Raw genomic sequence first — 26,568 nt, forward strand, 5'->3', positions numbered from 1 at the left:
GTCGAGAGTTTTTATGAAAATTACAGTGTTTGGCGGCGGCGGTTTTATTGGATCAACCATTGTTGATCGGTTGTTGCAGGATGGGCATTCCATTCGCGTTTTTGAACGACCGCGCGTGGTTGAATATCGTAAGTTTTTATCACATGAATGTGTCGAATGGATGACAGGTGACTTGTCGTCAACCAGCGATATAAACAAGGCAGTAGAGGGTGCAGATGTGGTTTTTCATCTGGTCTCTACAACTTTGCCGAAAAGCTCGAACGAAGACCCGGTTTATGATGTGCAAAGCAATGTTGTCGCAAGTTTGCAATTGCTGAACGCGATGGTTGCGCACAATGTTGGAAGAATCGTGTTCATTTCTTCCGGCGGCACGGTTTATGGTGCGCCGAAATACCTGCCTATCGATGAAAAACATCCGACAGATCCTGAAGTTTCCTATGGCATTACCAAACTGACCATCGAGAAATATCTTCAGATGTACAACCACCTCTATGGCATCAAACCTGTCGTTCTTCGGGTTGCCAATCCGTACGGTGAGCGCCAGCGTGTGGAAACTGCACAAGGGGCGGTGGGTGTATTCATTCATAACGTACTCAAAGGCTTGCCAATCGAAGTCTGGGGTGACGGCAGTGTCGAACGCGACTTCCTCCACGTCAGTGATGTCGCAGAAGCCTTTGCCAAGGCCGTTACCTACTCGGGTAGCGCCAGCGTTTTCAATATCAGTTCGGGTGTCGGCACCAGTCTTAACAGCCTCATGTCGATGATTGAGGACGTCAGTGGCGAACCCGTCGCCAGAAACTACAAGCCGGGGCGGTCTTTCGACGTGCCTGTCAGCGTGCTGAGTAACGATCTGGCTCGGGATGAGTTGGGGTGGACGCCTAAAGTCTCCATGAAGGAAGGGATTTTCAGAACCTTCGAATGGGCAAAGCAGCAAGACGCGCAAAAGTGAGGGTTAACCCGTGAGCGGTCATCAGTCGTTTGCAATTGCTGGTGGCGGTCTGGAGTGAAAGTACTGCTCACGGTTCACCAGTTTTTCCCGGAATTTTCTGCTGGTACGGAAGTCCTGACGCTGTCTGTCGCCAGGACCTTGATCGCTCAGGGGCACGAGGTTCGCGTATTCACCGGGTATCCGGCGACCACGGCGCTCGGCGATGACGAGCGATTCGACCGATACCATTACGATGGGATCCCGGTCGATCGCTTCCTCCACGCCTACGAGGCCATGGGGGACCAGACCTCCAAAATCGAAATCGGCTATGACAACCATCTCGCTGCGAACTATTTCGAGCACCTGCTGAGTGAGTTTCAGCCTGACGTTGTGCACTTTTTCCATCTCAATCGCCTCGGCACTGGCCTGATCGAAAAGGCCGTGGCGGCAGGCGTTCCAGCGTTCTATACGCCAACCGACTTCTGGAGCATTTGTCCTACCGGACAGTTACTCAGATGTGGTGGACGTGCCTGTGAGGGACCCAGTCCCGACGCGGGTAATTGTGTCGTACACTTTTCGGCCAATCTCGCGGGTCCGAAGATCGGAAAACTGATTACGGCGCTTCCGGACAAAGTTGCTGATGCGCTGGTAAGGGTCGCCCGATCGCCATTCCTGCCCGAGGCTTCGTTGGTTACAGAAGTGCACGCACTTGAAAATCGTCTGGGGCGCAATGTTCGACGACTCAATCTTCTGAACGGCATATTTGCGCCCAACAATATGATTGAGGCTCTGCTACTGAAGCACGGCGTGCGTTCGGATATCGTCGTCAAATCTGCTTATGGTATTGATCTGGATCACGCTGTCTTGCCTCGCGCCAGACGAGGCGAAGAACGCCCCTTGGTTCTGGGTTTCATCGGCACACTTGCGTCACATAAAGGATGTCATGTGCTGTTGCGGGCCATTCAGCGGTTTTCTGCCCAAGAGTTGCGTTTGAATATATACGGAAAGCATACGGACTTTCCCGAATACGTTGCCGAGTTGAAACAATTGGCTGACGGTCATGAATCGGTGTCTTTCTGCGGTACTTTTCCCAATGGGGAAATATTCAATGTGCTGGGTGGTCTGGATGCCTTGGTTGTACCTTCAGTCTGGAACGAGAATACCCCCCTTGTCGTTTACTCTGCTCAGGCAGCGGGTTGTCCGGTCGTCGGCTCCGATGTGCCTGGCATCGCAGAAGCAGTCACCAGCGATGTCGATGGTTTGTTATTTGAGCCAGGCAGTGTTGAGGCGTTGAGCCTTGCCTTGAAGCGCTTGCTAGAGGAAAGGGGGCTGTTGGCCGGTCTTGCAGCGAACTCGCGACCACCCAAATCCATTTCAGCTTATGTTGAAGAATTACTGCAGGAGTGGGGGCGACCCCTGTAGGGAAATTCTCTACTTTCCTCGCTTCAGTGGGTTTTCCTTGGCGTAAACATTCACCGGGTCTATCCTTCTCGCTTGATTTTGGGCCTGGGCTTCATCCGGATTGAGTGAAATAGTCTCCGGGATGGGAAGCCTGAATTTAATTAAATGTATAGAGCAATGGTGTAGTTACGATGGCTGAAAATCTTGTGGCTCATCAAATGGTCGTCGACCGGGGCCAGCGCAGTTCGATCAAGAAACAACGACCTGCGGTCTTGTGGTTTACGGGTCTGAGCGGCGCAGGCAAATCAACCATTGCAAACGCGTTGGAACAAGCATTACTTGAGCAGGATCGTCATACGTATTTGTTGGATGGCGACAACATGCGTCTTGGGTTGTGCCGTGATCTTGGGTTCAGTGACGTTGACCGAACGGAAAACATTCGTCGAATCGCTGAAGTCGCCAAACTCTTTGTCGACGCTGGGCTGATCGTAGTGACCGCATTCATCTCTCCGTTCCAGCGTGACCGTGCATTGGCGCGTGATGTGATCGGGGACGCTTACTTTGTCGAAGTGTTCATCAGCACGCCGCTGCTGGAGTGTGAGAACCGTGATCCAAAAGGCCTCTACAAGAAGGCCCGTTCGGGTGATCTGAAGAACTTTACCGGCATCGATTCACTGTATGAGCCGCCGGTCAATCCTGATATCTGCATCAATACACTGGAAGATGATGTACCCAGTGCCGTCGCCAGGATAATGCAATATCTGGTCGGACGGATCGAGCCTTGAAAACCCTGATTATCATTGGTGCCGGTTTCAGTGGTGCGGTAACGGCCATTCAGTTCTTGCGGACCTGTGGGGTCGGTACTCATGTAGTGCTGCTCAATCGATCCGGCGACATGGCGCGCGGATTAGCCTATGGCACCAATAGCTCCCGGCATTTGCTGAACGTCCCGGTCGGGAACATGTCCGCACTGGCTGATGAGCCAGAGCATTTTTTGCGATTCTGTGAAAGCCGTTTTCCTGGCACTACGGCAGCGTCTTTTGTACCGCGAAAACTTTATGGCGAGTATCTGTCGGGTTTGCTCGCCGACGCTGAGAATAATTGCGGCGCCGGCATCAGCTTCGAGCGTATCACCGCTGAAGCCCACAGTCTTGAAGCGAGAGGCGACAAGGCGTTGATACAGTTGGCCGATGGCCGCGAACTGACAGCCGATCATGTGATTCTCGCGTTCGGTAATTTTGCCCCCTTCAATCCTTCCATCACTGTCGGCGCCCAGAGAGAGGGTCGCTATCTGGCTGACCCATGGTCCGGCGCGATTGAGGTGCCAATTGCTGCGGATGCACCGATTCTGTTGATGGGTGCTGGTCTGACCGCACTGGATGTGGCGCTGACCCTTGATCAGCAAGGTCATCGCGGACCGGTCTACATGCTTTCCCGGCGTGGTGTACAGCCGTTGCCGCATCGAGCCTCCAGACATACGAAACCAATCGGCTTCGATGTCGTAGAACGTATGCGTTCCTGCAAGCCTGGCGCGTTGAGCTACTTGCGCGAAGTGCGTTCGATGGCTGAAGCGGCGGCGGGTGATGATATCGACTGGCGCGATATCGTCGGTGCGCTGCGGCCGATTACCGCTCAGTTATGGGGAGCTTTGAGCGAGAAGGAGCGAAAGCGTTTTCTGCGCCATTTGCAGGTGTATTGGGATGCTCATCGGCACCGGGTCGCACCGGCGTCCTACGCAGCATTCAGCGAGCAGATCGAGCAAGGCAGACTTCGCCCGATGGCGGGCAGAATCTGCGACATCGCTCCGATGCACGACGGTCTACGTGTACACGTCGCGATGCGGGGGGCAGAGTCTGTCAAAGCCATAGACGTTTCCCACATCATTAATTGCACGGGGCCGAACTCGAATTTGGCCAGGGTCGAAGATCGCCTGATCGTGCAGTTGTGTGAGGCGGGTCTCATACAGCCCGACACGCTTGAGCTCGGGGTCTGCGTGGATGAATCACTGGCAGCCCGCAATAGTCACGGTGTCGGCACGCCTTGGCTGAGCTATGTCGGGCCGATGCTGAAGGCTCAATTCTGGGAGGCCACGGCTGTTCCGGAGTTGAGAGTCTATGCCCGGGATCTGGCCAAACGGATTACTGCAAAATTCAGCGAGTAGCACGCAGGGTCATTCGCTTGGCTCAGATCCTCCCATGTATCGGACACTGACCAAAAGCCTATGACCCAATGACGATATTGCTCAATCAAGTTTGATGTCACGAACGACTTTGCCTGTTTCGGGATTTTGGCTGATGAATAACCGTGGTTTCGTGCCTGGTGCATATTTTATGTCTGCAGGTCGGCTTCAATGAGTATCAAAGGCCTGCTGGTTACGGGCGCATCCGGATTCGTGGGTTCAGCGTTGCTGCAGCACCTGGCGCGTTCGAAGAGCCATTCATTGATAGCGGCATTACGGATCGAATGCCCTGATCTTCCCGGTGCTGTCCGTCGCTTCAAGATCACGGAACTGTCCGCGACAACTGATTGGAGTCCGGTGCTAGGCGACGTTGATGCCGTAGTCCACGCTGCAGCTCGCGTGCATGTCATGGATGAGACCGCGACTGATCCGCTCACCGAGTTTCGGCGCGTGAATGTCGACGCGACTTTGAATCTGGCGCGACAGGCTGCGGCGGCAGGGGTCAAACGGTTCATTTTCATCAGTTCAATCAAGGTCAATGGCGAGGGTACCGAGCCAGGTTGCGCCTACACCGCAGACGATATTCCGGCCCCCGCGGACCCCTATGGCATTTCAAAGCTTGAGGCTGAACTGGGTCTCAAACAGCTGGTGGCTACCACCGCAATGGAGTTGGTGATCATTCGCCCGGTGCTGGTGTACGGGCCGGGGGTCAAGGCCAATTTCCTCAGCATGATCCGCTGGCTGCAGCGCGGAGTGCCGTTGCCGTTCGGAGCGATCGATAATCGGCGCAGCCTGGTCAGCCTGGATAACCTGGTTGATTTGATAGAAACATGTCTCGAGCATCCTTGCGCTGCGCACCAGACTTTTCTCGTCAGTGATGGCGAGGATGTCTCGACCACCCGGCTTTTGCGTATGATCGCCGCAGCCCTGAACAAACCCGTCTGGCTGCTGCCAATACCTGTGGAATTTATGAAAGTGATGGCAGGACTGATGGGTAAAGGGGCAGTGGCGCAAAGGGTATTCGGTTCGCTACAGGTGGATATCGAAAAGAACAAGCGTCTACTGGGATGGGGGCCGCCAGTATCTCTGGGGCAGGGCCTGAGCAAAACGGTAAAGCCATTTCTGGAATCGCGAAAATCATGACGTGTTGGTGGCTTATTCCGGTGGTTGCCGGACTTTCATTCATGCTCACTGCATTACTGCGGCGCTACGCGATATCGCGCAGCTTGATAGACATTCCCAATCAGCGCAGTTCGCACGTCGTGGCGACACCGCGCGGAGGCGGCGTCGCGATCGTTGTGACGTTCCTCGTGGCGATAACGGTCCTGTTTTTCTCTGGCATCGTTGCACCCGCGGTGTTCATTTCACTGGCTGGGGCAGGGAGCATCACCGCCGTTGTCGGTTTTCTCGATGATCACGGTCATGTGGCCGCGCGCTGGCGTCTTCTGGCGCATTTTCTGGCCGCCGCGTGGGCTGTCTACTGGATAGGCGGCTTGCCAGCATTGACGGTCTTCGGCGTCGATCTGCAGGCGGGCTGGATTGGGCAAATATTCGTGGTGGTCTATCTGGTCTGGATGCTCAATCTCTACAACTTCATGGACGGTATAGACGGAATTGCCGGAGTCGAAGCTGTCACGACCTGCGTGGGGGGCGTACTTCTGTATTGGGTGGCTGGCGTGCCAGAATTGTCTTGGCCCGCCCTCATGCTCGGTATCTGCGCAGCGGGATTTCTGTGTTGGAATTTCCCCCCTGCCAAAATATTCATGGGCGACGCTGGCAGTGGATTTCTGGGCGTGATCCTGGGGGGCATGGCATTGCACGCGGGCTGGGCTGATTCAGCGTTGTTATGGGCCTGGCTCATATTGCTTGGCGTGTTCATTGTCGATTCAACTTTCACACTGATGCGGCGACTATTGCGAGGGGACAAGGTGTATGAAGCACATCGTAGCCACGCCTATCAATTTGCATCACGTCGTTTCGGCAAGCATTTGCCAGTCACTTGTGCTGTCGCCGTTATCAATATGCTTTGGCTGTTGCCTATGGCGTTCTGCGTAGTTTATTTCCGTATTGACGGTGCCCTCGCGCTGATGGTGGCTTACGTTCCACTGATATGGCTGGCGGTCAAATATCAGGCGGGGCAACTGGAAAGGTAAATCGTCAAACTAGTAAACAACGATAGGGCTTTTTGGGTTTACAGTATTTGTTGTACCTGGAGGCGTTGCAGCTTATGCCTCCAGTTGAGCGGAGTGTACTCAGGTGTTGGGCGAGGTTATGGATAAAGTCAGGACTTATCTGTTGGGGTTACCCCGACGGCGCAAACGGATTCTTCAGGTAGCCACCGATACGTTCCTGGTATGGCTTGCGCTTTGGCTCGCGTTTATTGTCCGTTTGGGCATCGACGACATGTATAATCCGCTCAAAGCCCACTTTTGGCTTTTTGTCAGCGCTCCGGTCATTGCCATTCCGCTATTCATCCGCTTTGGCATGTACCGCGCGGTCATGCGCTACTTCGGCAATGACGCGCTGATTGCGATCGTCAAGGCCGTAAGTCTGTCTGCGTTGATCCTAGCGTTGGTGGTGTACTGGTACAGCAATCACCAGGCCGTTGTGCCTCGCTCGATCATTTTCAACTACTGGTGGTTGAGCCTGGTGATCATTGGCGGATTGCGTCTGTGTATGCGGCAGTACTTCATGGGTGACTGGTTCAATGCGGCGCAGCACATGCCATTCACCAACCGCGACGATGGATTGACCAAGGTGGCGGTCTACGGCGCCGGTGTGGCCGGCAACCAATTGGTCGCGGCCCTGCGTATGGGGCGTGTATTGCGTCCGGTGGCCTTCATAGACGATGACCCCGGCATCTCGGATCGTTCAATCTCCGGGCTTCAGGTGTACAAGCCCAAACACATCCAGCAAATGATAGATGTCACGGGGGCACAGGAAATTCTCTTGGCATTGCCGTCCTCTACACGAGCGCGGCGCAGGGAGATTCTCAATCTGCTCGAAGGCTTTCCGCTGCATGTTCGCAGTGTTCCGAATTTTTCGGATTTGGCGAGTGGTCGAGTCAAGGTCGAAGACATCCAGGAAGTGGATATAGCGGATTTGCTCGGTCGTGATGCGGTTCCTGCTCAACCGGATTTGCTCAAGCACTGCATCGAAGGCAAGACGGTCATGGTCACCGGGGCCGGTGGTTCAATCGGCTCGGAACTGTGTCGGCAGATCTTCTCGTTGGGGCCCACTACGCTTTTGCTGTTCGAGCACAGCGAATTCAATCTCTACAGCATTCTGTCGGAACTGGAGCAGCGCGTTTGCCGAGAATCAATTCCGGTTCGTTTACTGCCAATCCTCGGATCCATTCGCCAGCAGGACAAACTGCTTGATGTGATGAAAACCTGGAAGGTGGACACGGTTTACCATGCGGCCGCCTACAAGCATGTGCCGATGGTCGAGCACAACATCGCCGAAGGCGTGTTGAACAACGTCATCGGTACGCTGAATACGGCTCAGGCTGCATTGCAGTCGGGAGTTGCCAACTTTGTTCTGATTTCCACCGACAAAGCGGTACGGCCGACTAATGTCATGGGCAGCACCAAGCGTCTCGCCGAAATGACGCTTCAGGCGCTCAGTCGTGAAGTGGCTCCGGTGTTGTTCTGCGATAACGCCAATGTTTCCCGAGTCAATAAAACCCGCTTTACGATGGTGCGTTTCGGGAATGTCCTGGGCTCGTCGGGATCCGTTATTCCGCTGTTTCATAGCCAGATCAAGTCGGGCGGGCCATTGACGGTCACTCACCCGAAAATCACCCGCTATTTCATGACCATCCCTGAAGCCGCGCAACTGGTGATCCAGGCGGGATCCATGGGGCAGGGCGGCGATGTGTTTGTTCTGGATATGGGAGAACCTGTGAAAATCGTGGAGCTGGCAGAGAAAATGATTCATCTGTCAGGTTTGAGCATACGTTCCGATCGTAATCCGCAAGGTGATATCTGTATCGAATTCACTGGATTACGCCCCGGGGAGAAGCTCTACGAAGAGCTGCTGATCGGTGACAACGTGGTGGCGACGCCGCATCCGATGATCATGTCGGCCAATGAAGATCATCTGCCGTGGGACGTATTGAAAGCCAGACTTGGCGAACTTCTGGCAGCTGTTGATAAAGATGACTATTCCCGTGTTCGTCAGCTCCTGCGTGAAACGGTCAGTGGCTACACCCCGGACGGCGAGATCGTCGATTGGATCTATCAGCAACGCCGTCTCGAACCCTGATTGTTTCACATCCTGTAACGCACGCATTTTTGACATCGCTCCAGCATGACCTACGTTTGGAGAGCAGCTTCGGAAAAGCTGCTTTCTCAAACGATGATGGAGCGTCACTAATGCGTACCGGTTACTTCTACTCTCTGATTTTCGCTTTCCTTACCAGCGCCTCGATCGCCGCTATTGCCGCACCTGTTGCGCCAGCGGAGTCGCCCAAGGCGCCTTTGGTGATGGATACCGCGGCACCTTCCCTGAGTGCAAAAATCGATCTTAACGATGCCGACGCGGCAACGCTGCAAAAGGAGCTGGCAGGAGTTGGTGAGGCCAAGGCCAAAGCGATTGTTGCTTATCGTGAAACAAACGGGCCTTTTGCATCGGTGGATGAGTTGCTGGAAGTGAAGGGTATTGGCAAGGCGATTCTGGATCGCAATCGCGACAAGCTGGAAGTCAACTAAGCTAAGTGTTCAACGCCAAGGGGGCCGGTCATTGACCGGCCTTTTTTACTTGCGCAGCGTATGGCCGCTAGTGTTGGTGGAGAGGGCAGCCGTCGGCCACTTTAAAATTACGGCTATCATATTGCGTTTGGATTATGCCTATAATAATTTGCCGGTGCGTCGAGCCAACGTGGCTCATCGGCAACTTCCTTCATCAAGCGTTCCAGGAGCATTCTCATGAGTTCCGCCCAATCCCAAGGTACTGCTCTCGTTACCGGCGCATCGTCCGGTATCGGTGCGATTTACGCTCAGCGCCTGGCGGCGCGTGGTTTTGATCTGCTGCTGGTTGCCCGTGACAAGGACCGTCTGGAAAGTGCTGCAAGCCGGTTGCGTGACGCCCATGGCGTTCAGGTTGAAGTTCTCAAGGCCGATCTGACACAGAAGGACGACGTGCTCAAACTCGAACAGCGCTTGCGCAGTGATTCGAGCATCAGCCTGCTGGTCAATAACGCCGGTGTGGCAGCGGACGGACTGCTGGCCAACGCCGATATGGACCAATTGGAGCGCCTGATCCAGTTGAACATCACCGCAGTCACCCGCTTGGCATCGGCTGCTGCTGCCAGTTTCGCCAAGGCCGGTCGTGGCACGATCATCAATATCGCCTCGGTGGTGGCGTTGTTTCCGGAACGCTTCAACGCTACCTACAGCGCCAGCAAAGCTTATGTACTGAGCCTGACCCAATCGCTTAACACTGAACTCGAAGGCACCGGCGTGCAGATCCAGGCCGTGCTGCCGGGCGTGACCCGCACCGAAATCTGGGAGCGCTCGGGTATCGATGCCAGTGGCATTCCGGCAGAAATGGTCATGGACGCAGGCGAGATGGTCGATGCGGCGCTGGCCGGTCTGGATCAGGGCGAGTTGATCACCATTCCTTCGCTACCTGACGCAGGCGAATGGCATGCCTTTGTAGCGGCTCGTCATGTCATGGCACCGAACCTTTCCCGCAGTGCTGCAGCCCAGCGCTACAAGTCCGGCAATTGAATTGATCAGAGGTCATCACGGTATGGATTCGCGTCGAATAGTCGTCACGGGCATGGGCCTGGTTTCACCCTTGGGCAGCGACCTTGAAGTCGTATGGCAGCGCTTGCTGGCCGGGCGTTCTGGTCTGCGTAACTTGCCTGAGGCAACGGTCGCTGATTTGCCCACGCGAGTCGGCGGCGCGGTGCCGACGCTGGAAGAGGATGCTGAAGCAGGTTTTGATCCGGATCGCGCCACGTCACCCAAGGAACAGAAGAAGATGGACCGCTTTATTCTGTTCGCCATGGAGGCTGCCCGGCAGGCGCTGGAGCAGGCTGACTGGCATCCGTCGGAGAGCAAAAGCCAGGAGCGTACCGCAACGATCATCGGTTCCGGTGTCGGTGGTTTCGGCGCGATTGCCGACGCCGTGCGCACCACCGACAGCCGCGGTCCTCGGCGTTTGTCACCATTTACCATCCCGTCGTTTCTGGTCAATCTCGCGGCAGGGCACGTGTCCATTCAGCACGGCCTCAAGGGGCCTTTGGGGGCGCCGGTGACGGCGTGCGCTGCGGGTGTTCAAGCGATTGGCGATGCGGCGCGCTTGATTCGCGCCGGCGAAGCGGATATTGCCGTGTGCGGTGGCGCGGAAGCTTGCATCGACCGCGTCAGTCTTGCCGGTTTTGCGGCAGCACGGGCACTGTCGAGCGGTTACAACGACACCCCGGAGCGCGCATCTCGACCATTCGACAGCGGTCGCGACGGTTTCGTGATGGGCGAGGGCGCGGGGCTGCTGGTGATCGAATCTCTGGAGCATGCCTTGGCCCGGGGGGCCAAGCCTTTGGCTGAGCTGGTCGGTTATGGCACCAGCGCCGACGCCTATCACCTGACGGCCGGGCCGGAAGATGGCAGCGGTGCCAGGCGGGCGATGACGTTGGCACTGGCGCAGGCGGGTATCGAGCCGGAACAGGTGCAACACCTCAACGCTCATGCGACTTCGACCCCGGTGGGCGACCTCGGCGAACTGGCGGCGATCAAAGCGTTGTTCGGCACGCAAAATAAAATCGCCGTGACCTCGACCAAGTCAGCCACCGGTCATTTGCTCGGCGCTGCCGGCGGGCTTGAAGCCATTTTCACACTGTTGGCCATTCGTGATCAGGTCGTTCCGCCGACGCTGAATTTCGACAATCCCGATCCGGCGAGCGCAGGGGTGGACATCGTCCATGGCCAAGCGCGGCCGATGTCGATCGAATATGCACTGTCCAATGGTTTCGGGTTTGGCGGGGTCAATGCCAGCGTGCTGTTCAAGCGCTGGCAGGCTTAGTCGCGTTTCTTGAGATGATCGCGGGTGACATCGAGGATGCGTTGCGCAAACTCGGCATCCGCGACGCTGCGAGACAGCAGCAGCGCGCCGACCAGTGTCGACATGATGACGATGGCGCGGTCAGCGCTGTTCTCTCCTTCGAGGCTGTTTTCGATCTGCTCCAGCCGCGCGTTGAGGACCACGTCGCTGGTGGGGCTCGGTTGGCCACGCAGGCCCAGCTCGGAAGAAATGGTCAGCAACGGACAACCTTCATGCGGCGATGTCTGGTGCCATTCGGACAGATACGTTTCGATGAAGACATCGAGCGGATTGTCTTGGGAAAAAATCTCGGCGCACAAACCGTCGACCTGGTTGCCGGCCTCTTGCAAGGCTTTCTCGACAAGTTCGTCCTTGGACTTGAAATGTGAGTAGAAACCGCCATGGGTCAGACCCAGCGCCTTCATCAGGGGTTGCAGACCTGTAGCGCCGATTCCGTCCTTGCGAAAACGAGCCGAAGCCTCCTTGATGATGCGCTGATGGGTCTGGGCTTTATGATCCTGCGAATAACGCATGTGGAACTCTCCGCAACAATGTCCCCATCTTAACCAAGGAAAATTAGATGGTGACTGTACTTCTACTTCTTAAAAGCGTGCAGATAGGTCCAATGGCTATAAAATGCACAAACCCCGCCGATCAGGCGGGGTTGTGTTCAGCGGTCCTGCGCATCTTTGGCGTCCGCTTCGGCATTGCGTTGGGCAACGCGTCGGCGTTCTTCATCGGTCAGATCGACCTTGTTGGCGGTGTCGCGCAACATCATCAATCCGCCGACGATCGAGCCGATTGCAACGACTAGAATCAACCAGGCATACCAAGGCATAACGGCTCTCCTTAAGGGCAGGTTGACGGACGAGGATTTCGCCGTGCGACGCTGCATACCACGTTTGAGCGAAGTGAACTCGCAGTGGTTCCATTCTAGGCCGCTTGCACCCGGTACACCCGAAATCCCTCAATTGCCCGTCAGCATCGCATCGGCCGGTGCGTTGGCACGCAGTTGTCCGGTGAGCAGGAAGTAGCCGAAACCGACTGCCATGAAGCCGAGGAAGATCAGCCCGATCAACGCGTTGAACCACGCCATCGCCACCAGACACACCACCGCCAGCACCAAGGCAATCAGCGGAATCAACGGGTAGCACGGCGCGCGGAAGGTACGTTCCAGATTCGGTTCCGATTTACGCAGTTTGAACAGACTGAGCATGCTCATGATGTACATCACGATCGCGCCGAATACCGCCATGGTGATCATCGCGGCGGTGAGGGTCATGCCGCCGAGGTTGATCAGACCGTCGCTGTAAATCGCCGCGATGCCGATGATGCCGCCGACAATGATGGCGCGGTGTGGCGTCTGGAAGCGTGAGAGTTTCGCCAGCGAGGCTGGGAGATAACCGGCGCGGGCCAGGGCGAAGAACTGCCGTGAATAGCCGAGGATGATGCCGTGGAAACTGGCGACCAGACCGAACAGACCGATCCACACCAGCATGTGCAGCCAGCCGGAGTTGTCGCCGACCACGGTTTTCATCGCCTGCGGTAGTGGGTCGTTGATGTTGGCCAGGGTGCGCCAGTCGCCGACGCCGCCGGCAAAGAACATCACACCCATCGCCAGCAACACCAGGGTCAGAATGCCGCTTATATAAGCCTTGGGAATCGTGCGTTTCGGATCCTTGGCTTCTTCGGCAGCCATCGCCGCGCCTTCGATGGCCAGGAAAAACCAGATCGCAAACGGAATGGCCGCGAACATCCCGGCAATCGCCGGCGCGCCAAACACGTCGGAGCCGGCCCAGCCATTCAAGGCAAAGTTGCTGAAGCTGAACGCAGGGGCGACCACGCCCATGAACACCAGCAATTCAGCCACGGCCAGCACGCAAACAATCAGTTCGAAAGTAGCCGCCAGTTTCACCCCAAGAATATTCAGCCCCATGAACACGATGTACGCACCGACCGCCGCGTGTTTCGGATCGAGCGCCGGAAACTGCACATTAAGGTAGGCACCAATGGCCAAAGCAATCGCCGGGGGCGCGAAGACGAACTCGATCAGCGTTGCCAACCCGGCAATCAAGCCACCCTTTTCACCGAAGGCGCGACGGCTGTAGGCGAACGGCCCACCCGCATGGGGAATTGCGGTCGTGAGTTCGGTGAAACTGAAGATAAAACAGGTGTACATGGTCGCGACCATGAACGAGGTCACCAGGAACCCCAGGGTCCCGGCCACACCCCAGCCGTAACTCCAGCCGAAGTACTCTCCGGAAATCACCAGCCCTACCGCAATGCCCCACAGGTGCAGCGTGCCCAGCGTGGGTTTGAGTTGTGTGTTCATGCGTTTGCTCCCTGAACGGTTTGAAAAGCTCGGGAGAGGGCGTTTGCAGTGGGCGTGCCATTGCGTTGAAACAAGTCGTAATGAGTTGAAAGCTGTCGTATCGGGGATGTTCGCGGTGGGATAGCTGCTTTTTGTGCGCCAGTTGGGTGCGATGTCGGCGTTGATGCCGTCTTCGCGAGCAGGTGAGTGCATTTCAAAATGTGGGAGCGAGCCTGCTCGCGAAGAGGCCCGCCTGACGGCGCAAAAACCTGCTGTAACGCCGGCATAAACCCACTCTTTACGCTTTCTTTATGCCCAGCCAGACCCCTCGCTCTCGTTCCTTTACAGCCTCCTTTCCGACAATGCCTCCACACGCGGCAATACGCCGTAACACGGAGATCTTCCATGAGCGTTCTGGACGGGGTGTCACTGCTATTGGCAGTGGGGCTGTTCATTTATCTGTTGGTTGCGCTGTTGCGCGCGGATCGGAACTAGGAGCGGCTATGCACAGTTATGACTATTGGCTGATCCTCGCGTTTTTCGCGGTGGTCCTGCTGCCGGCGCCGCTGCTCGGGCGCTTCTACTACAAAGTGATGGAAGGTCAGCGCACCTGGCTGACGCCGGTTCTCGGCCCGGTCGAGCGCGGTTGCTATCGCATCGCCGGGGTCGATCCGCAGGCTGAGCAGAGCTGGCAGAAGTACACGCTGGCGCTGCTGGCGTTCAACCTGGCCGGTTTCCTGCTGCTGTTCGCGATTCTGTTGTTCCAGGATCACTTGCCACTGAACCCGCAAAATCTGCCGGGCCAGGAGTGGACGCAGGCGTTCAACACCGCGGTCAGTTTCATGACCAACACCAACTGGCAGTCCTACAGCGGCGAAGCGACCCTCAGCTACCTGAGCCAGATGGTCGGTCTCACCGTGCAGAACTTCGTCAGCGCCGCCACCGGCCTGGCCGTGCTGGTTGCGCTGTGCCGTGGCATCGGCCGCAAATCGACGAAAACTCTCGGCAACTTCTGGGTCGACATGACCCGCGCCACCCTCTACGGCCTGTTGCCGTTGTGCTTGCTGTTGGCGCTGTATCTGGTCTGGCAGGGCGTGCCGCAGACCTTTGCGCAGTATGTGAACGCGGTGACGATGCAAGGCGTTGATCAAGTGATCCCGCTCGGCCCGGCCGCCAGCCAGATTGCGATCAAGCAACTGGGCACCAACGGCGGCGGCTTCTTCGGCGTCAACTCGGCGCATCCGTTCGAGAACCCGACCGCGTGGAGCAACCTGTTCGAAGTCGCTTCGATCATTCTGATTCCGGTGGCGCTGGTGTTCACCTTCGGCCACTACGTCAAAGACCTGCGCCAGAGCCGCGCGATTATCGCCTGCATGCTCGCGCTGTTCCTGATCGGTGGCGCGACTTCGCTGTGGGCTGAGTACCAACCGAATCCGACCCTGAACAACGCCGCCGTCGAACAGACCGCGCCGCTGGAAGGCAAGGAAGCGCGCTTCGGCACCACCGCCACGGTGCTGTGGTCGGTGACGACGACGGCCGCGTCGAACGGTTCGGTCAACGGCATGCACGACAGCCTCAACCCGCTCAGCGGCATGGTCGCGCTGGTCAACATGATGGTCGGCGAAGTGATCTTCGGCGGCGTTGGTGCTGGGCTCTACGGCATGTTGCTCAACGTGCTGATCGCGGTGTTCCTCGCCGGTTTGATGATCGGTCGCACCCCGGAATACCTCGGCAAGAAACTCCAGGCGCGTGAGGTGCAATTACTGGTGGTGACCCTGCTGGTCATGCCGGTCGGCGTGCTGGTGCTCGGTGCGATTGCCGCAGCGGTTCCCAGTGCTGCGGCGACCATCAGCAACCCCGGCCCGCACGGTTTCAGCCAGTTGCTCTATGCCTACACCTCTGCCAGTGCCAACAACGGTTCGGCGTTCGGTGGTCTGAGCGCCAACACGCCGTTCCACAATCTGATGTTGGGCCTGGGCATGTTGATCGGTCGCTTCGGTTACATCCTGCCGGTTCTGGCCTTGGCCGGCAGCCTGGCGATGAAGAAAACCGCGCCGATCGGGCAGAACAGCTTCCCGACCCACGGCCCGCTGTTCGTGACCCTGTTGACCGTGACCATTTTGCTGGTGGGCGGCCTGACCTTCCTGCCAACCCTGGCGCTCGGCCCAATCGCGGAACACCTGAGCATGGGCTTCTAAGCCTTTCATTTTAGGAGCTGGATGATGAATATGCCCGCAATCAAACCCGCCGTCGTCAAGGCGCCGGAACAAGCGAAAACCGCGATCTCGGCCCTGTGGCGGCCGGCGCTGGTGCAAGCCTTCGTCAAGCTCGACCCTCGGCAACTGAAACGTTCGCCGGTGATGCTGGTGGTCGAACTGACCGCAATTTTCACCACGGTGCTGTGCTTCATTCCCGACGCCGACGTGCCGACCTTCGTCGCTGCGCAAATCGCCCTGTGGCTGTGGTTCACCGTGCTGTTCGCCAACTTCGCCGAAGCCTTGGCCGAAGGTCGCGGCAAGGCCCGCGCCGACAGCCTCAAGGCTGGCAGCGAAGGCCTCAGCGCACGGCGTAAACAGGCTAACGGCAGCTTTCAGGTAGTGCCAGCGGCAAGTCTGCGCAAAGGCGATGTGGTGCGTGTCGAAGCCGGGGAAATGATCCCCGGTGACGGCGAAGTCATCGAAGGCATCGCCGCGGTCAACGAAGCGGCGATCACCGGTGAATCGGCGCCGGTGATTCGTGAATCCGGTGGCGATCGTTCGGCCGTCACCGGCAACACCCGTCTGGTGTCCGACTGGTTGCTGGTGAAGATCACCGTCAACCCCGGTGAGTCGACTCTGGACCGCATGATCGCACTGGTCGAAGGCGCCAAGCGTCAGAAGACGCCCAACGAAGTGGCGCTGGACATCCTGCTGATCGGCCTGACCCTGATCTTCCTGTTGGTAGTCGTGACCCTGCAACCGTTCGCCCATTTCGCCAACGGCAGCCTGCCGCTGGTATTCCTTGTGGCGCTGCTGGTCACGCTGATCCCGACCACCATTGGCGGTTTGCTGTCGGCCATCGGTATTGCCGGGATGGATCGTCTGGTGCGCCTCAATGTGATTGCCAAGTCCGGTCGTGCGGTGGAAGCGGCGGGGGACGTGCATGTGCTGCTGCTCGACAAGACCGGCACCATCACCTTCGGTAACCGTCGTTGCAGCGCGGTGTATGCCGCGCCGGGTGTGAGCGGTCGCGAACTGGCTGAAGGTGCGTTGTTCGCATCCTTGGCCGACGAAACCGCTGAAGGTAAATCCATCGTCGAATACCTGCGCGGTCTGCACCCGCAGCCTGAGCCGGCGCTGGAAACCTTGACCGCTGTGCCGTTCAGCGCGGAAACCCGTTTGTCCGGTGTCGACTATCAGGGCCGTGTCTATCGCAAAGGTGCGGTGGACTCGCTGCTGAGTTTCCTCGGCCAGAAACGCGCCGATCTGGCTCCGGCACTGTCGCGGGAAATCGACAAGATCGCGCAGAGCGGTGGCACGCCATTGCTGGTGTGTGCCGACGGCAAATTGCTGGGCGCGATCCACCTCAAGGACGTGGTTAAACCAGGCATCCGCGAACGTTTCGCCGAACTGCGCAAACTGGGCATTCGCACCGTGATGGTCACCGGTGATAACCCGCTGACTGCCGCCGCCATCGCCGCTGAGGCGGGTGTCGATGACGTTCTCGCCGAGGCCACCCCGGAGAAAAAACTCGCGCGCATTCGTCATGAGCAAAACGACGGTCGCCTGGTCGCGATGTGCGGCGACGGCGCCAACGATGCCCCGGCGCTGGCTCAGGCTGACGTCGGCATGGCGATGAACGACGGCACCCAGGCTGCCCGCGAAGCGGCGAACATGGTCGACCTCGACAGCGATCCGACCAAGCTGCTCGACGTGGTGCAGATCGGCAAGGAATTGCTGGTGACCCGTGGCGCGCTGACGACGTTTTCCATCGCCAACGACGTGGCCAAATACTTCGCGATCCTGCCGGCGTTGTTTGCCTCGATTTATCCGCAACTGGGCGTGCTCAACATCATGCAGTTGACCAGTCCGCAGAGCGCGATTCTCTCGGCCATCGTCTTCAACGCCTTGATCATCGTCGTGCTGATTCCACTGGCGCTGCGTGGTGTGCGCGTGCAGGCGGCGAGTGCGGCAGCGTTGCTGCGGCGCAATCTGCTGATCTACGGATTGGGCGGGATTCTGGTGCCGTTTGTGGGGATCAAGGCGATCGACATGTTGCTCACGGCGCTGCATTTGGTGTGAGGCTGATATCGCAGCCCCTCACCCTAACCCTCTCCCGGGGGGAGAGGGGACTGACCGAGTGGTTCAAAAGAGGTACATCGACCTGAAATACCGAGCCGAACTCAGGTCTTGAAAAGCACAAGGATCGGCCCCTTTCCCCTTAGCGACATGGGGGGAGAGGGGACTAACCGAGTGGTTTATCAGAGCTACACCGACCTGAAATACAGAGCCGAACTCAGGTTTTGAAAAGCACAAAGATCGGCTCCCTCTCCCCCTCGCCCCCTTGGGGGGAGAGGGTTGGGGTGAGGGGGGAAAAGATCTCCCTGACACCCCACCAAAGTTTGCCCAACGAATTCGAGGATTTTGAAATGTCCACAATGATACGTCCGGCCCTGAGCCTGCTGGTGCTGATGACCCTGGTCACCGGCGTCGCCTATCCACTGGTGGTGACCGGCGTCGCGCAAGTCGCATTCCCCGCTCAAGCCAACGGCAGCCTGGTGCACGACGCCGACGGTAAAGTCCGTGGCTCGTCACTGATTGCCCAGGATTTTGTCGGCGATGCGTGGTTCCATCCACGTCCCTCCGCCGGTGCGTTTGCCACCGTTTCCAGCAGCGCGAGCAACCTGGCGCCGAGCAATCCGGCACTCGCCACGCGGGTGATCGACGATGCCAACAAATTGCAGGTTCCTGGTCAGGGCCCGGTGCCATTGGCCTTGCTGACCACCTCCGGCAGCGGCCTTGATCCGCACTTGCCACCGGCAGCGATTGCCTATCAACTGGCGCGTGTCGCAGCAGCGCGAAATGTGCCGGTATCGACTCTTCAGCAACTGCTCGATGCGCATATCGAACAGCCGCTGGTGGGGCCGCCGGTGGTCAATGTGCTGGAGCTGAACATGGCCCTGGAAAAACTGTAGAAGATGATCGTTCCCACGCTCTGCGTGGGAATGCATCAATGGACGCTCCGCGTCCGCTTTGGTGGGGCGCAGAGCGTCCCGGGCTGCATTCCCACGCAGAGCGTGGGAACGATCATCAGGAAGAGAGAACATCAAGCATGAGCGACTCCGGCCGCGCCGACGCGCTGTTAGCAGACCTGCCCCGTGACGGCCGTGGCCGGCTCAAGGTTTTCCTCGGCGCCGCCCCCGGTGTCGGCAAGACCTACGCCATGCTTCAGGCTGCCCACACGCAATTGCGCCAAGGCGTGAAAGTCCTCGCTGGGGTCGTTGAAACCCACGGCCGCGCCGAAACCGAAGCGTTGCTTGGCGGCCTGCCGCAGCAACCGCTGGTGCGCTCGGAATACCGTGGCGTGATGCTCGAAGAAATGGACCTCGACGGCATTCTCTCGGCCAGGCCGAAGTTGGTGCTGGTCGATGAACTGGCCCACAGCAACGCCCCCGGCAGCCGCCACGCGAAACGCTGGCAAGACATTCAGGAATTGCTCGCCGCCGGTATCGACGTATTCACCACGGTCAACGTCCAGCACCTGGAAAGCCTCAACGATCAGGTGCGCGGCATCACCGGTGTGCAAGTGCGCGAAACCCTGCCGGACTGGGTGCTGCAAGAAGCCTACGAACTGCTGTTGATCGACCTGCCGCCGCGTGAACTGCTCGAGCGTCTGCGTGAAGGCAAGGTCTACGTGCCGGAACAGGCCCGCGCAGCGATCGATGCGTTTTTCACCCAGACCAACCTCACCGCGTTGCGCGAACTGGCGATGCAAACCGCCGCTGCGCAGGTCGATAACGATCTCGCTCAAGGCTATCGCCAGCTCGGTCAGGCCGCCCCAGCAGTGCGCGGGCGATTGCTGGTCGGCGTCGATGGTGATGCGCAAGCCGAACGCCTGGTACGGCATGCCAGTCGTGTCGCCCAGCGCCGACATTTACCGTGGAGTCTGGTGCATGTCGATAACGGCAGCGTACGCGACGAGCAATCGCGCCTGCGCCTGCAAAGTGCTCAGCAACTGGCCGAGCGCCTCGGTGGAGAAGTGGTGTTGCTGCGCGCCGGTGAAGTGGCGAAAACCTTGGTCCAGCATGCTGCCGAGCGCCGTGCGAGTCTGGTGTTGGTCGGCCAGTCTCGGCCCAGTTGGCGTCGTCGACTGTTCGGCGGTGGCTTGGCGGCGCGTCTGTTGCGTCAGGCCCATGGGCTGGAAATCAACGTCCTCGACAACGATCATGAACACCCGCAGTCGCGCCCGCGAAACCCGCTGACCCTGGTGTGGTTCGACTATGCGCTGGCGCTGGTTGCCACGGTGTTGGCCAGTGCGCTGGCGTGGGCGGTGTCGAGTGTGTTGCCGCTGCCGAATATCTCGCTGGTGTTCCTCGCGGCAGTGTTGCTGGTGGCGGTGCGCAGCAGTCTCGGTCCGGCGCTGGCCTGTGCGGCGTTGTCGTTTCTGACCTATGACTTTCTGTTCATCCCGCCGAATTTTTCCTTCGCCATCCAGCGCGAAGAAGACGTCCTGACTTTATTGTTTTTCCTGTTGATGGCGGCGCTCACCGGTAATCTTGCGGCGCGTCAGCGTCGGCAATTGCAAGCCTTGCGTGACACCCAGGAAGAAACCACCGAACTGCTTGACCTGTCGCGCAAACTCACCGCCGCCACCGATCGCCAGGCTGTGGTCAGCGCTGCCGCGCAACACCTCAATGGCTGGAGCGATCTGCAGTTGTGCCTGCTTAATCGCGACGGCCAGGGCGGCTGGAAAATCGAGACCGGCGGGCCGCTGGAATTTACCGAGTCCGAACGCGCCGCCGCCGATTGGGCCTGGCAGCACGATCAACCGGCGGGCATGGGCACCGGCACGTTGCCGTTCGGACGCTGGTGGTGGTGGCCGCTGTCGGTCGAGGATGGGCCGCTGGCGTTGCTTGGCGTGTGTGCCAAGGAAGGCCAGACCTTGAGTGGCCAGCGTCGCCGCTTGCTCACCGCGTTGAGTCAGCCGCTCGCCCAAGCGCTGGCGCGCGCGCAGTTGGCCGATGACCTGGAAGCCGCGCGCCTGCACGGCGAGACCGAACAATTGCGCAGTGCGCTATTGGCGTCGGTGTCTCACGACTTGCGCACGCCGCTGACCGCCATGCGCGGCAGCATCGACAGCCTGTTGGCCCTCGGCGAAGCGATCCCGCTGGAGGATCGTCGTGAACTGCTCGAGGGCACCCGTGATGAAGCCGAACGCCTCGACCGCTACATCCAGAATCTGCTCGACATGACGCGCCTAGGCCACGGTGCGCTGAAACTGGCGCGGGACTGGGTGTCGCCCGCCGATATCGTCGGCAGCTCACTCAATCGCCTGCGCGCGGTATTGGCGCCGCTCCAGGTCAGTACCGATGTGCCGAGTGAGTTGCCGCTATTGTTCGTCCATGCCGCGTTGATTGAACAGGCATTGGTCAATGTGATGGAAAACGCAGCGCGTTTCTCACCTGTTCACGGTCGTTTACAACTCAGCGCGGGAGCGAATGACGAGGAGATTTTCTTCTCGGTCAGCGACGAGGGGCCGGGGATTCCCGAGGATGAACGGGCGAAGATTTTCGACATGTTCTACACCGCAGCCCGTGGTGATCGCGGGGGGCAGGGCACTGGCCTCGGCCTGGCAATCTGTCAGGGCATGGTCGGCGCGCACGGCGGTCGCATCAGTGTCGCCGACGGCATCGACGGACGCGGCACCTGCATCAATTTGCACTTGCCGTTGCAAGCGCAACCGGGGATGGACAATGAAGCCTGATGCGGACTGCGCTAATCTCTTGCCACTCTTTTGTGTTGATGTGAATTCATGAGCCAGACCGCGACCATTTTGGTCATCGACGACGAACCGCAGATCCGCAAGTTCCTGCGCATCAGCCTCGCTTCCCAGGGCTACAAAGTGCTTGAGGCCGGCACCGGTGCCGAAGGCCTGGCGCAGGCGGCGCTGAACAAACCGGATTTGCTGGTGCTCGACCTCGGCCTGCCGGACATGGACGGCCAGCAAGTGCTGCGCGAATTTCGCGAGTGGGCCACGGCGCCGGTGTTGGTGTTGTCGGTGCGCGCCAGCGAAGGGCAGAAAGTCCAGGCGCTGGATGGCGGCGCCAATGACTACGTGACCAAGCCGTTCGGCATCCAGGAGTTTCTCGCCCGGGTCCGCGCCTTGTTGCGTCAGGCGCCGACGGGGGAGGCGCAGCAGGCGGCGTTGAGTTTCGGCCCGTTGACCGTGGATCTGGCCTATCGGCGGGTGTTGCTCGACGGTGTCGAAGTGGCGCTGACCCGCAAGGAGTACGCGGTGCTGGCGCAACTGGCGCGGCATCCGGGGCGAGTGATTACCCAGCAGCAATTGCTCAAGGATATCTGGGGGCCGACCCACACCGAGGACAGCCATTATCTGCGGATTGTGGTGGGGCATTTGCGCCAGAAACTAGCGGATGATCCGACGCGGCCGCGGTTTATCGTGACTGAGGCGGGGGTTGGCTATCGGCTGTTGAGTGACAACACTCTTTAGCCATTTGTTGTCCCGGCAGACGCCATCGCTGGCAAGCCAGCTCCCACAGGTTTTTCAGCTGTGATTGAAATCTGTGTATCACCTCGATCACTGTGGGAGCTGGCTTGCCAGCGATGAGGCCCTTAAAGACTGCGGAAAACTTCAGGGCTCTCTGCTCTGCTCACTGTCATACCGATCCAGCGTATCCCGCGCAATCTCCCGTCCCAACGCGATCAACTCCGGCGCCTTGTAAAACTCGAAAAACCGGCACACCCGCTTCGGCACGTTGATCAGGATGTCCGGCGGATACCCAGCGATCTTGTACTGCGCCAACGAGGTCTGCATCACCTCGAAACTCTGGTTGATCAAATCCAGCAGCGACGCCGGCCCGACGTTATCGATGATGAATGAACCGGTCGCCGATTTCGGCGCGCCTTCACGCTCTGGCGCGGCGGCCGGTTGCTGGCTCTCCGGCTCGGCGCCGTCCAGCCAAGGGTTGATGTCTGCTGCTTCGGCGCGCAACGCTTCCTGCTCGAGCCGCAACAGTTGCTCGGCCTGTGTACGGCGGAACGGCATCTTCGATCCCAGTGATCTGATCAGGTTGTCGAAGCGTGAGCGGAACGCGGCGGGGCGCTGGATCACCGGCAGTTTGTAGTGACGCTGGTTGGTCGAGTTGAGGTTGACCGCAATGATCAGATCACAGTGGCTCGACACCACCGGCACGATCGGCAACGGGTTGAGAATGCCGCCGTCGACCAGCATGCGATTGCCTTGCATCACTGGCGTGAACAGACTCGGAATCGCCGCCGAGGCGCGCATCGCCTGATGCAGGCAGCCTTCCTGAAACCAGATCTCCTGTTGGTTGGTGAGGTCGGCGGCGACCGCGGTGTAGGGGATGCGCAAGTCTTCGATGTTGATTTCGCCGACGATCTTGCGGATCTGGCCGAAGACCTTTTCGCCGCGAATCGCGCCGAGGCGGAAACTCACGTCGACCAGGCGCAGTACGTCCAGATAGTCGAGACTTTCGATCCAGTTGCGGTATTCATCGAGCTTGCCGGCGGCGTAGATCCCGCCGACCACGGCGCCCATCGAACAGCCAGCAATGCAGGCGATTTCGTACCCGCGTTTCTCGATCTCTTCAATGACCCCGATATGGGCATAGCCCCGGGCGCCACCGGAGCCCAGTACCAGCGCGACACGTTTTTTTTTCATCCAGCGTCCTCCCGACAAGGTTCCACAATGCACCCATCGCCGGACCGGCTCAATCGCCGAAGTCGTTCAGTGCGCCAGTGACGTCGTTTTTTCGCTCCTGCATGACCCTTCAGCGCTATCCTTCTCAGTTGCGCGGTTTCACCCGCCGGCAAGGCACTTTTTCGCAGCCAGGCCGTCTTACCTGCACGATTGTTGACCTATTTGAGGTGTGAGTGATGAAAGCCTGGATCTGTGTGCCGTTGATGGCTCTGGCATTGGCCGGTTGCGCCGGTAAAACCGCTTACCGCGACAGCTGCGGCAGCCAGCTCGACGCGGCCTGGCATGAGCTGGATCTGGCCAAGGCCGAAGGCTTTGCCGGCACCGTCAGCTACTCCAAAGCGTTGTCGCTGCTGACCGCCGCCAAGACCCAGCAGCAATTCGAAGGGTTTGAAGGCTGCAGCAAGAAAGCCGAGAAGGCGCGTTTCTACATTCGCGAATCCCGCGCCGGCCGCTAAGCTGCTGACGTGAAGCAAGGAGGCTGCGGTCACTGGGCGGCAGCATGTTCTACAGAGCCATTTGAATCAGGAGCAAGTGATGTCTGCGTTGGTTGACCGGTTGGTGGCTCATGTCCTGAGTCTGGAGGTACGGCTGCTGGCCTGTCAGGCGCGATTGACGGCACGTACCGATCCCGAGGCGCTGCACGATCTGCGCACTACGGTGCGGCGCTTGCGCAGCCTGTTGCGGCCATTGCGCGGCTTGCCCGGTGTCGAGCAACTGGAAGATGCCGCCTCGGCGGTCGGCCAATTGACCACCCCGTGGCGTGATCGCGAGGTGTTGGCGGCGTACCTGCTCGCGCATGATCAGCCCGAAGCCGCGCAACGCCGCATGGCGCAGATGGCCGAGGCTTATCCGGCGCTGGCGGCGAGTGCCGAAGTGGCCTCGCTGCTGATGATTCTCGACGCGTTCCCGCGATTTCTGCGCGCCTCACAGCGTCAGGGCTTGCTCAAAGGTTTGGACAAGCGCATCGAGAAACGCCTCGGCAAGCAATGGCAGAAACTCGACGAGGCGCTGCACGATCCCGCTCACGACCGTCACCGCTTGCGTTTGCTGATCAAGCGCGTGCGCTACGGCATCGAAGCCTATCCCGAACTGGACCGCTTGCCCAAGGCGGCGCTGGCGCGATTGAAGTCGGCCCAAGGCGCGTTGGGTGACTGGCACGATTGCTGGCAGTGGCTGGCGAAAGCCGAACTGGAGGCGGATCTTCAGCCCTGTGTCGTCACTTGGCAGGCGACCATGATCAAAGCCGAAAGCAAAGCTGATCGTGTGCTGGAAAAACTCAGTTCAGCCTGTTTCAAATAACCTGAGCCCCGCGATATCCCCTGCAGGAGCTGCCGAAGGCTGCGATCTTTTGATCTTGTTGTTAAAAATCAAAATCAAAATCAAAAGATCGCAGCCTTCGGCAGCTCCTACAGGGTTTTGTGTCTGTATTTGAAATACGCTAAGGCCTTTCTGTCAGCCCATTTGACCGGAATAGACGCTGCGGCGCTATGCAGGTCTGGTTAAGATCCCTGCATTCCTTTTTCGTTTTCTGAGGTTGCCATGCGCTTTAGCGATCTGCTCGAGGCGGTCCGCCGCCAACCAGAATTGACCATTCCTGCCGAATGGGGCCAGGGGCGTGCGAGCTTCGGTGGTCTGGTGGCTGCGCTGCAATACGAAGCCATACGCGCGAAGGTCCCGGCGGATCGCCCGGTACGTTCGCTGGCGATCACCTTTGTCGGCCCGGTCGAGCCTGAAGTCCCGGTGAGTTTCGAAGTGGATGTACTGCGCGAAGGCAAGGCCGTCAGCCAGGTCATGGGCCGGGCGATCCAGAATGGTCAGGTGGTGACCATCGTTCAGGGTAGTTTCGGTGCCTCTCGGCCGTCGGAGGTGGCAGTCGAAGCGTATCCGGCGCCGTCAATGAAACACTGGGATGAATGCCAGGAATTACCCTATATCAAAGGCGTGACCCCGGAGTTCATGCGTCATCTGGCAATGCGCTGGAGCGTCGGCGGCATGCCGTTCACCGGCACTCAATCGCGGCTGATGGGCGGCTGGGTGCGCTTGCGTGGAGATGTCAAAGAAGAACCGGTCAACGAGGCGCATCTGCTGGCCTTGGTCGATGCGTGGCCGCCCGCGCTGTTGCCGTATCTTAAGAAGCCTGCACCGGGCAGTACGCTGACCTGGACCATCGAATTTGTGCAGCCGCTACACGATTTGAGTACGCTGGACTGGTGCCAATACCTGGCCGACATCGAGTACGCCGCCGATGGCTACGGCCATGTCGCCGCCAAGCTGTGGAGCGCAGAAGGTGAACTGATTGCGATGAGTCGCCAGACCGTCACGATCTTCGCCTGAGTCAGTGCCGACGGTGGCGTTCACGCCAGGCGCGCCACCAGCCGCCGCTGAGAAAGAAGCGCGGAAAGGTCAGAAACTGCTCGACCAATAAGCGCGACACGGCATCTTTACGATCACTGAACGGCTCGGAGGCTTGCGCCTCCAGGCTGTGGCCATGGCGCTGCAAACCCAGCGCCGCAACGATACCGATCACGCCGATGGCGACGCTGGCCAGACTCAGGCTGAACACCCCGGACACGATCAGCAGAAACGCGACGATAAACAACGGCACGGCAATCAGGTGCAGCACCAGATTGGTCGGGTGCTGGTGATTACCCGGGTACGCGCGCCATTGCCACGCGGGAAGATTGGGGTGACGTTTGCCCATGTTTTCTACTCCTCGATCCATGTTGAACACATGCTTGAAGAATAGGCCCGGGCGGCGAGGGC

The 26,568-nt window shown here is 58.8% G+C and carries 24 protein-coding genes; 19 read left to right on the forward strand and 5 right to left on the reverse strand.

What is annotated here, in order from left to right; all coding sequences use genetic code 11:
* The first annotated feature begins 13 nt into the window (after nt 1-13).
* The 10 genes from CKW38_RS13100 (at nt 14) to fabF (ending at nt 11,537) form a co-directional block, all read left to right on the forward strand.
* Nucleotides 14-949: an NAD-dependent epimerase/dehydratase family protein gene (locus tag CKW38_RS13100; protein WP_095112929.1), complete on the forward strand. Its 936-nt coding sequence runs from the start codon at nt 14-16 to the stop codon at nt 947-949.
* A 54-nt stretch (nt 950-1,003) separates the two neighbouring features.
* Nucleotides 1,004-2,350, forward strand: coding sequence for a glycosyltransferase (locus CKW38_RS13105; RefSeq protein ID WP_095112930.1), 1,347 nt, complete (start codon nt 1,004-1,006; stop codon nt 2,348-2,350).
* A gap of 170 nt (nt 2,351-2,520) precedes the next feature.
* Nucleotides 2,521-3,114, forward strand: coding sequence for an adenylyl-sulfate kinase (gene cysC / locus CKW38_RS13110; protein WP_095112931.1), 594 nt, complete (start codon nt 2,521-2,523; stop codon nt 3,112-3,114).
* Nucleotides 3,111-4,490: an FAD/NAD(P)-binding protein gene (locus CKW38_RS13115; protein WP_095112932.1), complete on the forward strand. Its 1,380-nt coding sequence runs from the start codon at nt 3,111-3,113 to the stop codon at nt 4,488-4,490. Before cysC ends, CKW38_RS13115 begins: the two co-directional genes overlap by 4 nt.
* Nucleotides 4,491-4,679: 189 nt before the next feature.
* Complete coding sequence (locus tag CKW38_RS13120; RefSeq protein WP_095112933.1) at nt 4,680-5,651, forward strand: SDR family oxidoreductase; 972 nt, start codon at nt 4,680-4,682, stop codon at nt 5,649-5,651.
* Complete coding sequence (locus tag CKW38_RS13125; RefSeq protein WP_095112934.1) at nt 5,648-6,661, forward strand: glycosyltransferase family 4 protein; 1,014 nt, start codon at nt 5,648-5,650, stop codon at nt 6,659-6,661. Before CKW38_RS13120 ends, CKW38_RS13125 begins: the two co-directional genes overlap by 4 nt.
* 118 nt (nt 6,662-6,779) lie before the next feature.
* Nucleotides 6,780-8,774: a nucleoside-diphosphate sugar epimerase/dehydratase gene (locus CKW38_RS13130; RefSeq protein WP_095112935.1), complete on the forward strand. Its 1,995-nt coding sequence runs from the start codon at nt 6,780-6,782 to the stop codon at nt 8,772-8,774.
* 110 nt (nt 8,775-8,884) lie between these two features.
* Nucleotides 8,885-9,220 (forward strand): helix-hairpin-helix domain-containing protein, encoded by a 336-nt coding sequence (locus CKW38_RS13135; RefSeq protein WP_007908495.1) that lies wholly within the window; start codon nt 8,885-8,887, stop codon nt 9,218-9,220.
* Nucleotides 9,221-9,436: 216 nt separating this feature from the next.
* Nucleotides 9,437-10,240 carry an SDR family oxidoreductase gene (locus CKW38_RS13140; protein ID WP_007908497.1) on the forward strand — a complete coding sequence of 268 codons (804 nt, stop codon included), beginning with the start codon at nt 9,437-9,439 and terminating at the stop codon, nt 10,238-10,240.
* Between the two features lie 22 nt (nt 10,241-10,262).
* On the forward strand, nt 10,263-11,537 hold the full coding sequence (gene fabF, locus CKW38_RS13145) for a beta-ketoacyl-ACP synthase II (RefSeq protein ID WP_007949741.1): 1,275 nt from the start codon (nt 10,263-10,265) through the stop codon (nt 11,535-11,537).
* Here the strand turns inward: fabF and CKW38_RS13150 are convergent.
* The 3 genes from CKW38_RS13150 to eat all read right to left on the reverse strand — a co-directional run bounded on the left by CKW38_RS13150 (nt 11,534) and on the right by eat (nt 13,887).
* Nucleotides 11,534-12,088, reverse strand: a complete 555-nt coding sequence (locus CKW38_RS13150; RefSeq protein ID WP_095112936.1) for a TetR/AcrR family transcriptional regulator — start codon at nt 12,086-12,088, stop codon at nt 11,534-11,536. The two genes, fabF and CKW38_RS13150, sit on opposite strands and share 4 nt — an antisense overlap.
* Nucleotides 12,089-12,225: 137 nt before the next feature.
* Nucleotides 12,226-12,393: a DUF2897 family protein gene (locus CKW38_RS13155; RefSeq protein WP_007908505.1), complete on the reverse strand. Its 168-nt coding sequence runs from the start codon at nt 12,391-12,393 to the stop codon at nt 12,226-12,228.
* A 129-nt stretch (nt 12,394-12,522) separates the two neighbouring features.
* Nucleotides 12,523-13,887, reverse strand: coding sequence for an ethanolamine permease (gene eat, locus CKW38_RS13160; RefSeq protein ID WP_007908507.1), 1,365 nt, complete (start codon nt 13,885-13,887; stop codon nt 12,523-12,525).
* A 384-nt stretch (nt 13,888-14,271) separates the two neighbouring features.
* On the opposite strand from eat, the gene kdpF reads away from it, so the two are divergent.
* The 6 genes from kdpF to CKW38_RS13190 all read left to right on the forward strand — a co-directional run bounded on the left by kdpF (nt 14,272) and on the right by CKW38_RS13190 (nt 22,575).
* The gene (gene kdpF, locus CKW38_RS13165; RefSeq protein WP_007899818.1) at nt 14,272-14,361 is read left to right on the forward strand and encodes a K(+)-transporting ATPase subunit F; all 90 of its coding nucleotides are present in this window, start codon (nt 14,272-14,274) and stop codon (nt 14,359-14,361) included.
* A gap of 8 nt (nt 14,362-14,369) precedes the next feature.
* The gene (kdpA, locus tag CKW38_RS13170; protein WP_007908510.1) at nt 14,370-16,064 is read left to right on the forward strand and encodes a potassium-transporting ATPase subunit KdpA; all 1,695 of its coding nucleotides are present in this window, start codon (nt 14,370-14,372) and stop codon (nt 16,062-16,064) included.
* Between the two features lie 24 nt (nt 16,065-16,088).
* A complete protein-coding gene (gene kdpB, locus CKW38_RS13175; protein WP_095112937.1) occupies nt 16,089-18,146 on the forward strand; it encodes a potassium-transporting ATPase subunit KdpB in 2,058 nt (685 codons plus the stop codon).
* Nucleotides 18,147-18,493: 347 nt separating this feature from the next.
* Nucleotides 18,494-19,039, forward strand: coding sequence for a potassium-transporting ATPase subunit KdpC (kdpC, locus tag CKW38_RS13180; RefSeq protein ID WP_007908524.1), 546 nt, complete (start codon nt 18,494-18,496; stop codon nt 19,037-19,039).
* A gap of 137 nt (nt 19,040-19,176) precedes the next feature.
* A complete protein-coding gene (locus tag CKW38_RS13185) occupies nt 19,177-21,828 on the forward strand; it encodes a sensor histidine kinase KdpD (RefSeq protein WP_095112938.1) in 2,652 nt (883 codons plus the stop codon).
* 48 nt (nt 21,829-21,876) lie between these two features.
* Nucleotides 21,877-22,575 (forward strand): response regulator, encoded by a 699-nt coding sequence (locus CKW38_RS13190; protein WP_007908541.1) that lies wholly within the window; start codon nt 21,877-21,879, stop codon nt 22,573-22,575.
* A gap of 141 nt (nt 22,576-22,716) precedes the next feature.
* Here CKW38_RS13190 and CKW38_RS13195 read toward each other — a convergent pair whose 3' ends face one another.
* Nucleotides 22,717-23,766 carry a patatin-like phospholipase family protein gene (locus CKW38_RS13195; RefSeq protein ID WP_007908542.1) on the reverse strand — a complete coding sequence of 350 codons (1,050 nt, stop codon included), beginning with the start codon at nt 23,764-23,766 and terminating at the stop codon, nt 22,717-22,719.
* 215 nt (nt 23,767-23,981) lie between these two features.
* On the opposite strand from CKW38_RS13195, the gene CKW38_RS13200 reads away from it, so the two are divergent.
* The 3 genes from CKW38_RS13200 (at nt 23,982) to CKW38_RS13210 (ending at nt 26,139) form a co-directional block, all read left to right on the forward strand.
* Nucleotides 23,982-24,260 (forward strand): hypothetical protein, encoded by a 279-nt coding sequence (locus tag CKW38_RS13200; RefSeq protein WP_007908543.1) that lies wholly within the window; start codon nt 23,982-23,984, stop codon nt 24,258-24,260.
* A 79-nt stretch (nt 24,261-24,339) separates the two neighbouring features.
* Nucleotides 24,340-25,104, forward strand: a complete 765-nt coding sequence (locus tag CKW38_RS13205; RefSeq protein ID WP_095112939.1) for a CHAD domain-containing protein — start codon at nt 24,340-24,342, stop codon at nt 25,102-25,104.
* 240 nt (nt 25,105-25,344) lie between these two features.
* Entirely contained in the window at nt 25,345-26,139 is a 795-nt protein-coding gene (locus CKW38_RS13210; protein WP_007908545.1) for an acyl-CoA thioesterase II, read from the forward strand.
* Between the two features lies 1 nt (nt 26,140).
* On the opposite strand, the gene CKW38_RS13215 is transcribed toward CKW38_RS13210, so the two are convergent.
* Nucleotides 26,141-26,506 carry an Mpo1-like protein gene (locus tag CKW38_RS13215; RefSeq protein WP_007908547.1) on the reverse strand — a complete coding sequence of 122 codons (366 nt, stop codon included), beginning with the start codon at nt 26,504-26,506 and terminating at the stop codon, nt 26,141-26,143.
* Nucleotides 26,507-26,568: the final 62 nt, after the last annotated feature.

This window comes from Pseudomonas sp. Irchel 3H7 (assembly GCF_900187605.1).
Classification (GTDB): domain Bacteria; phylum Pseudomonadota; class Gammaproteobacteria; order Pseudomonadales; family Pseudomonadaceae; genus Aquipseudomonas.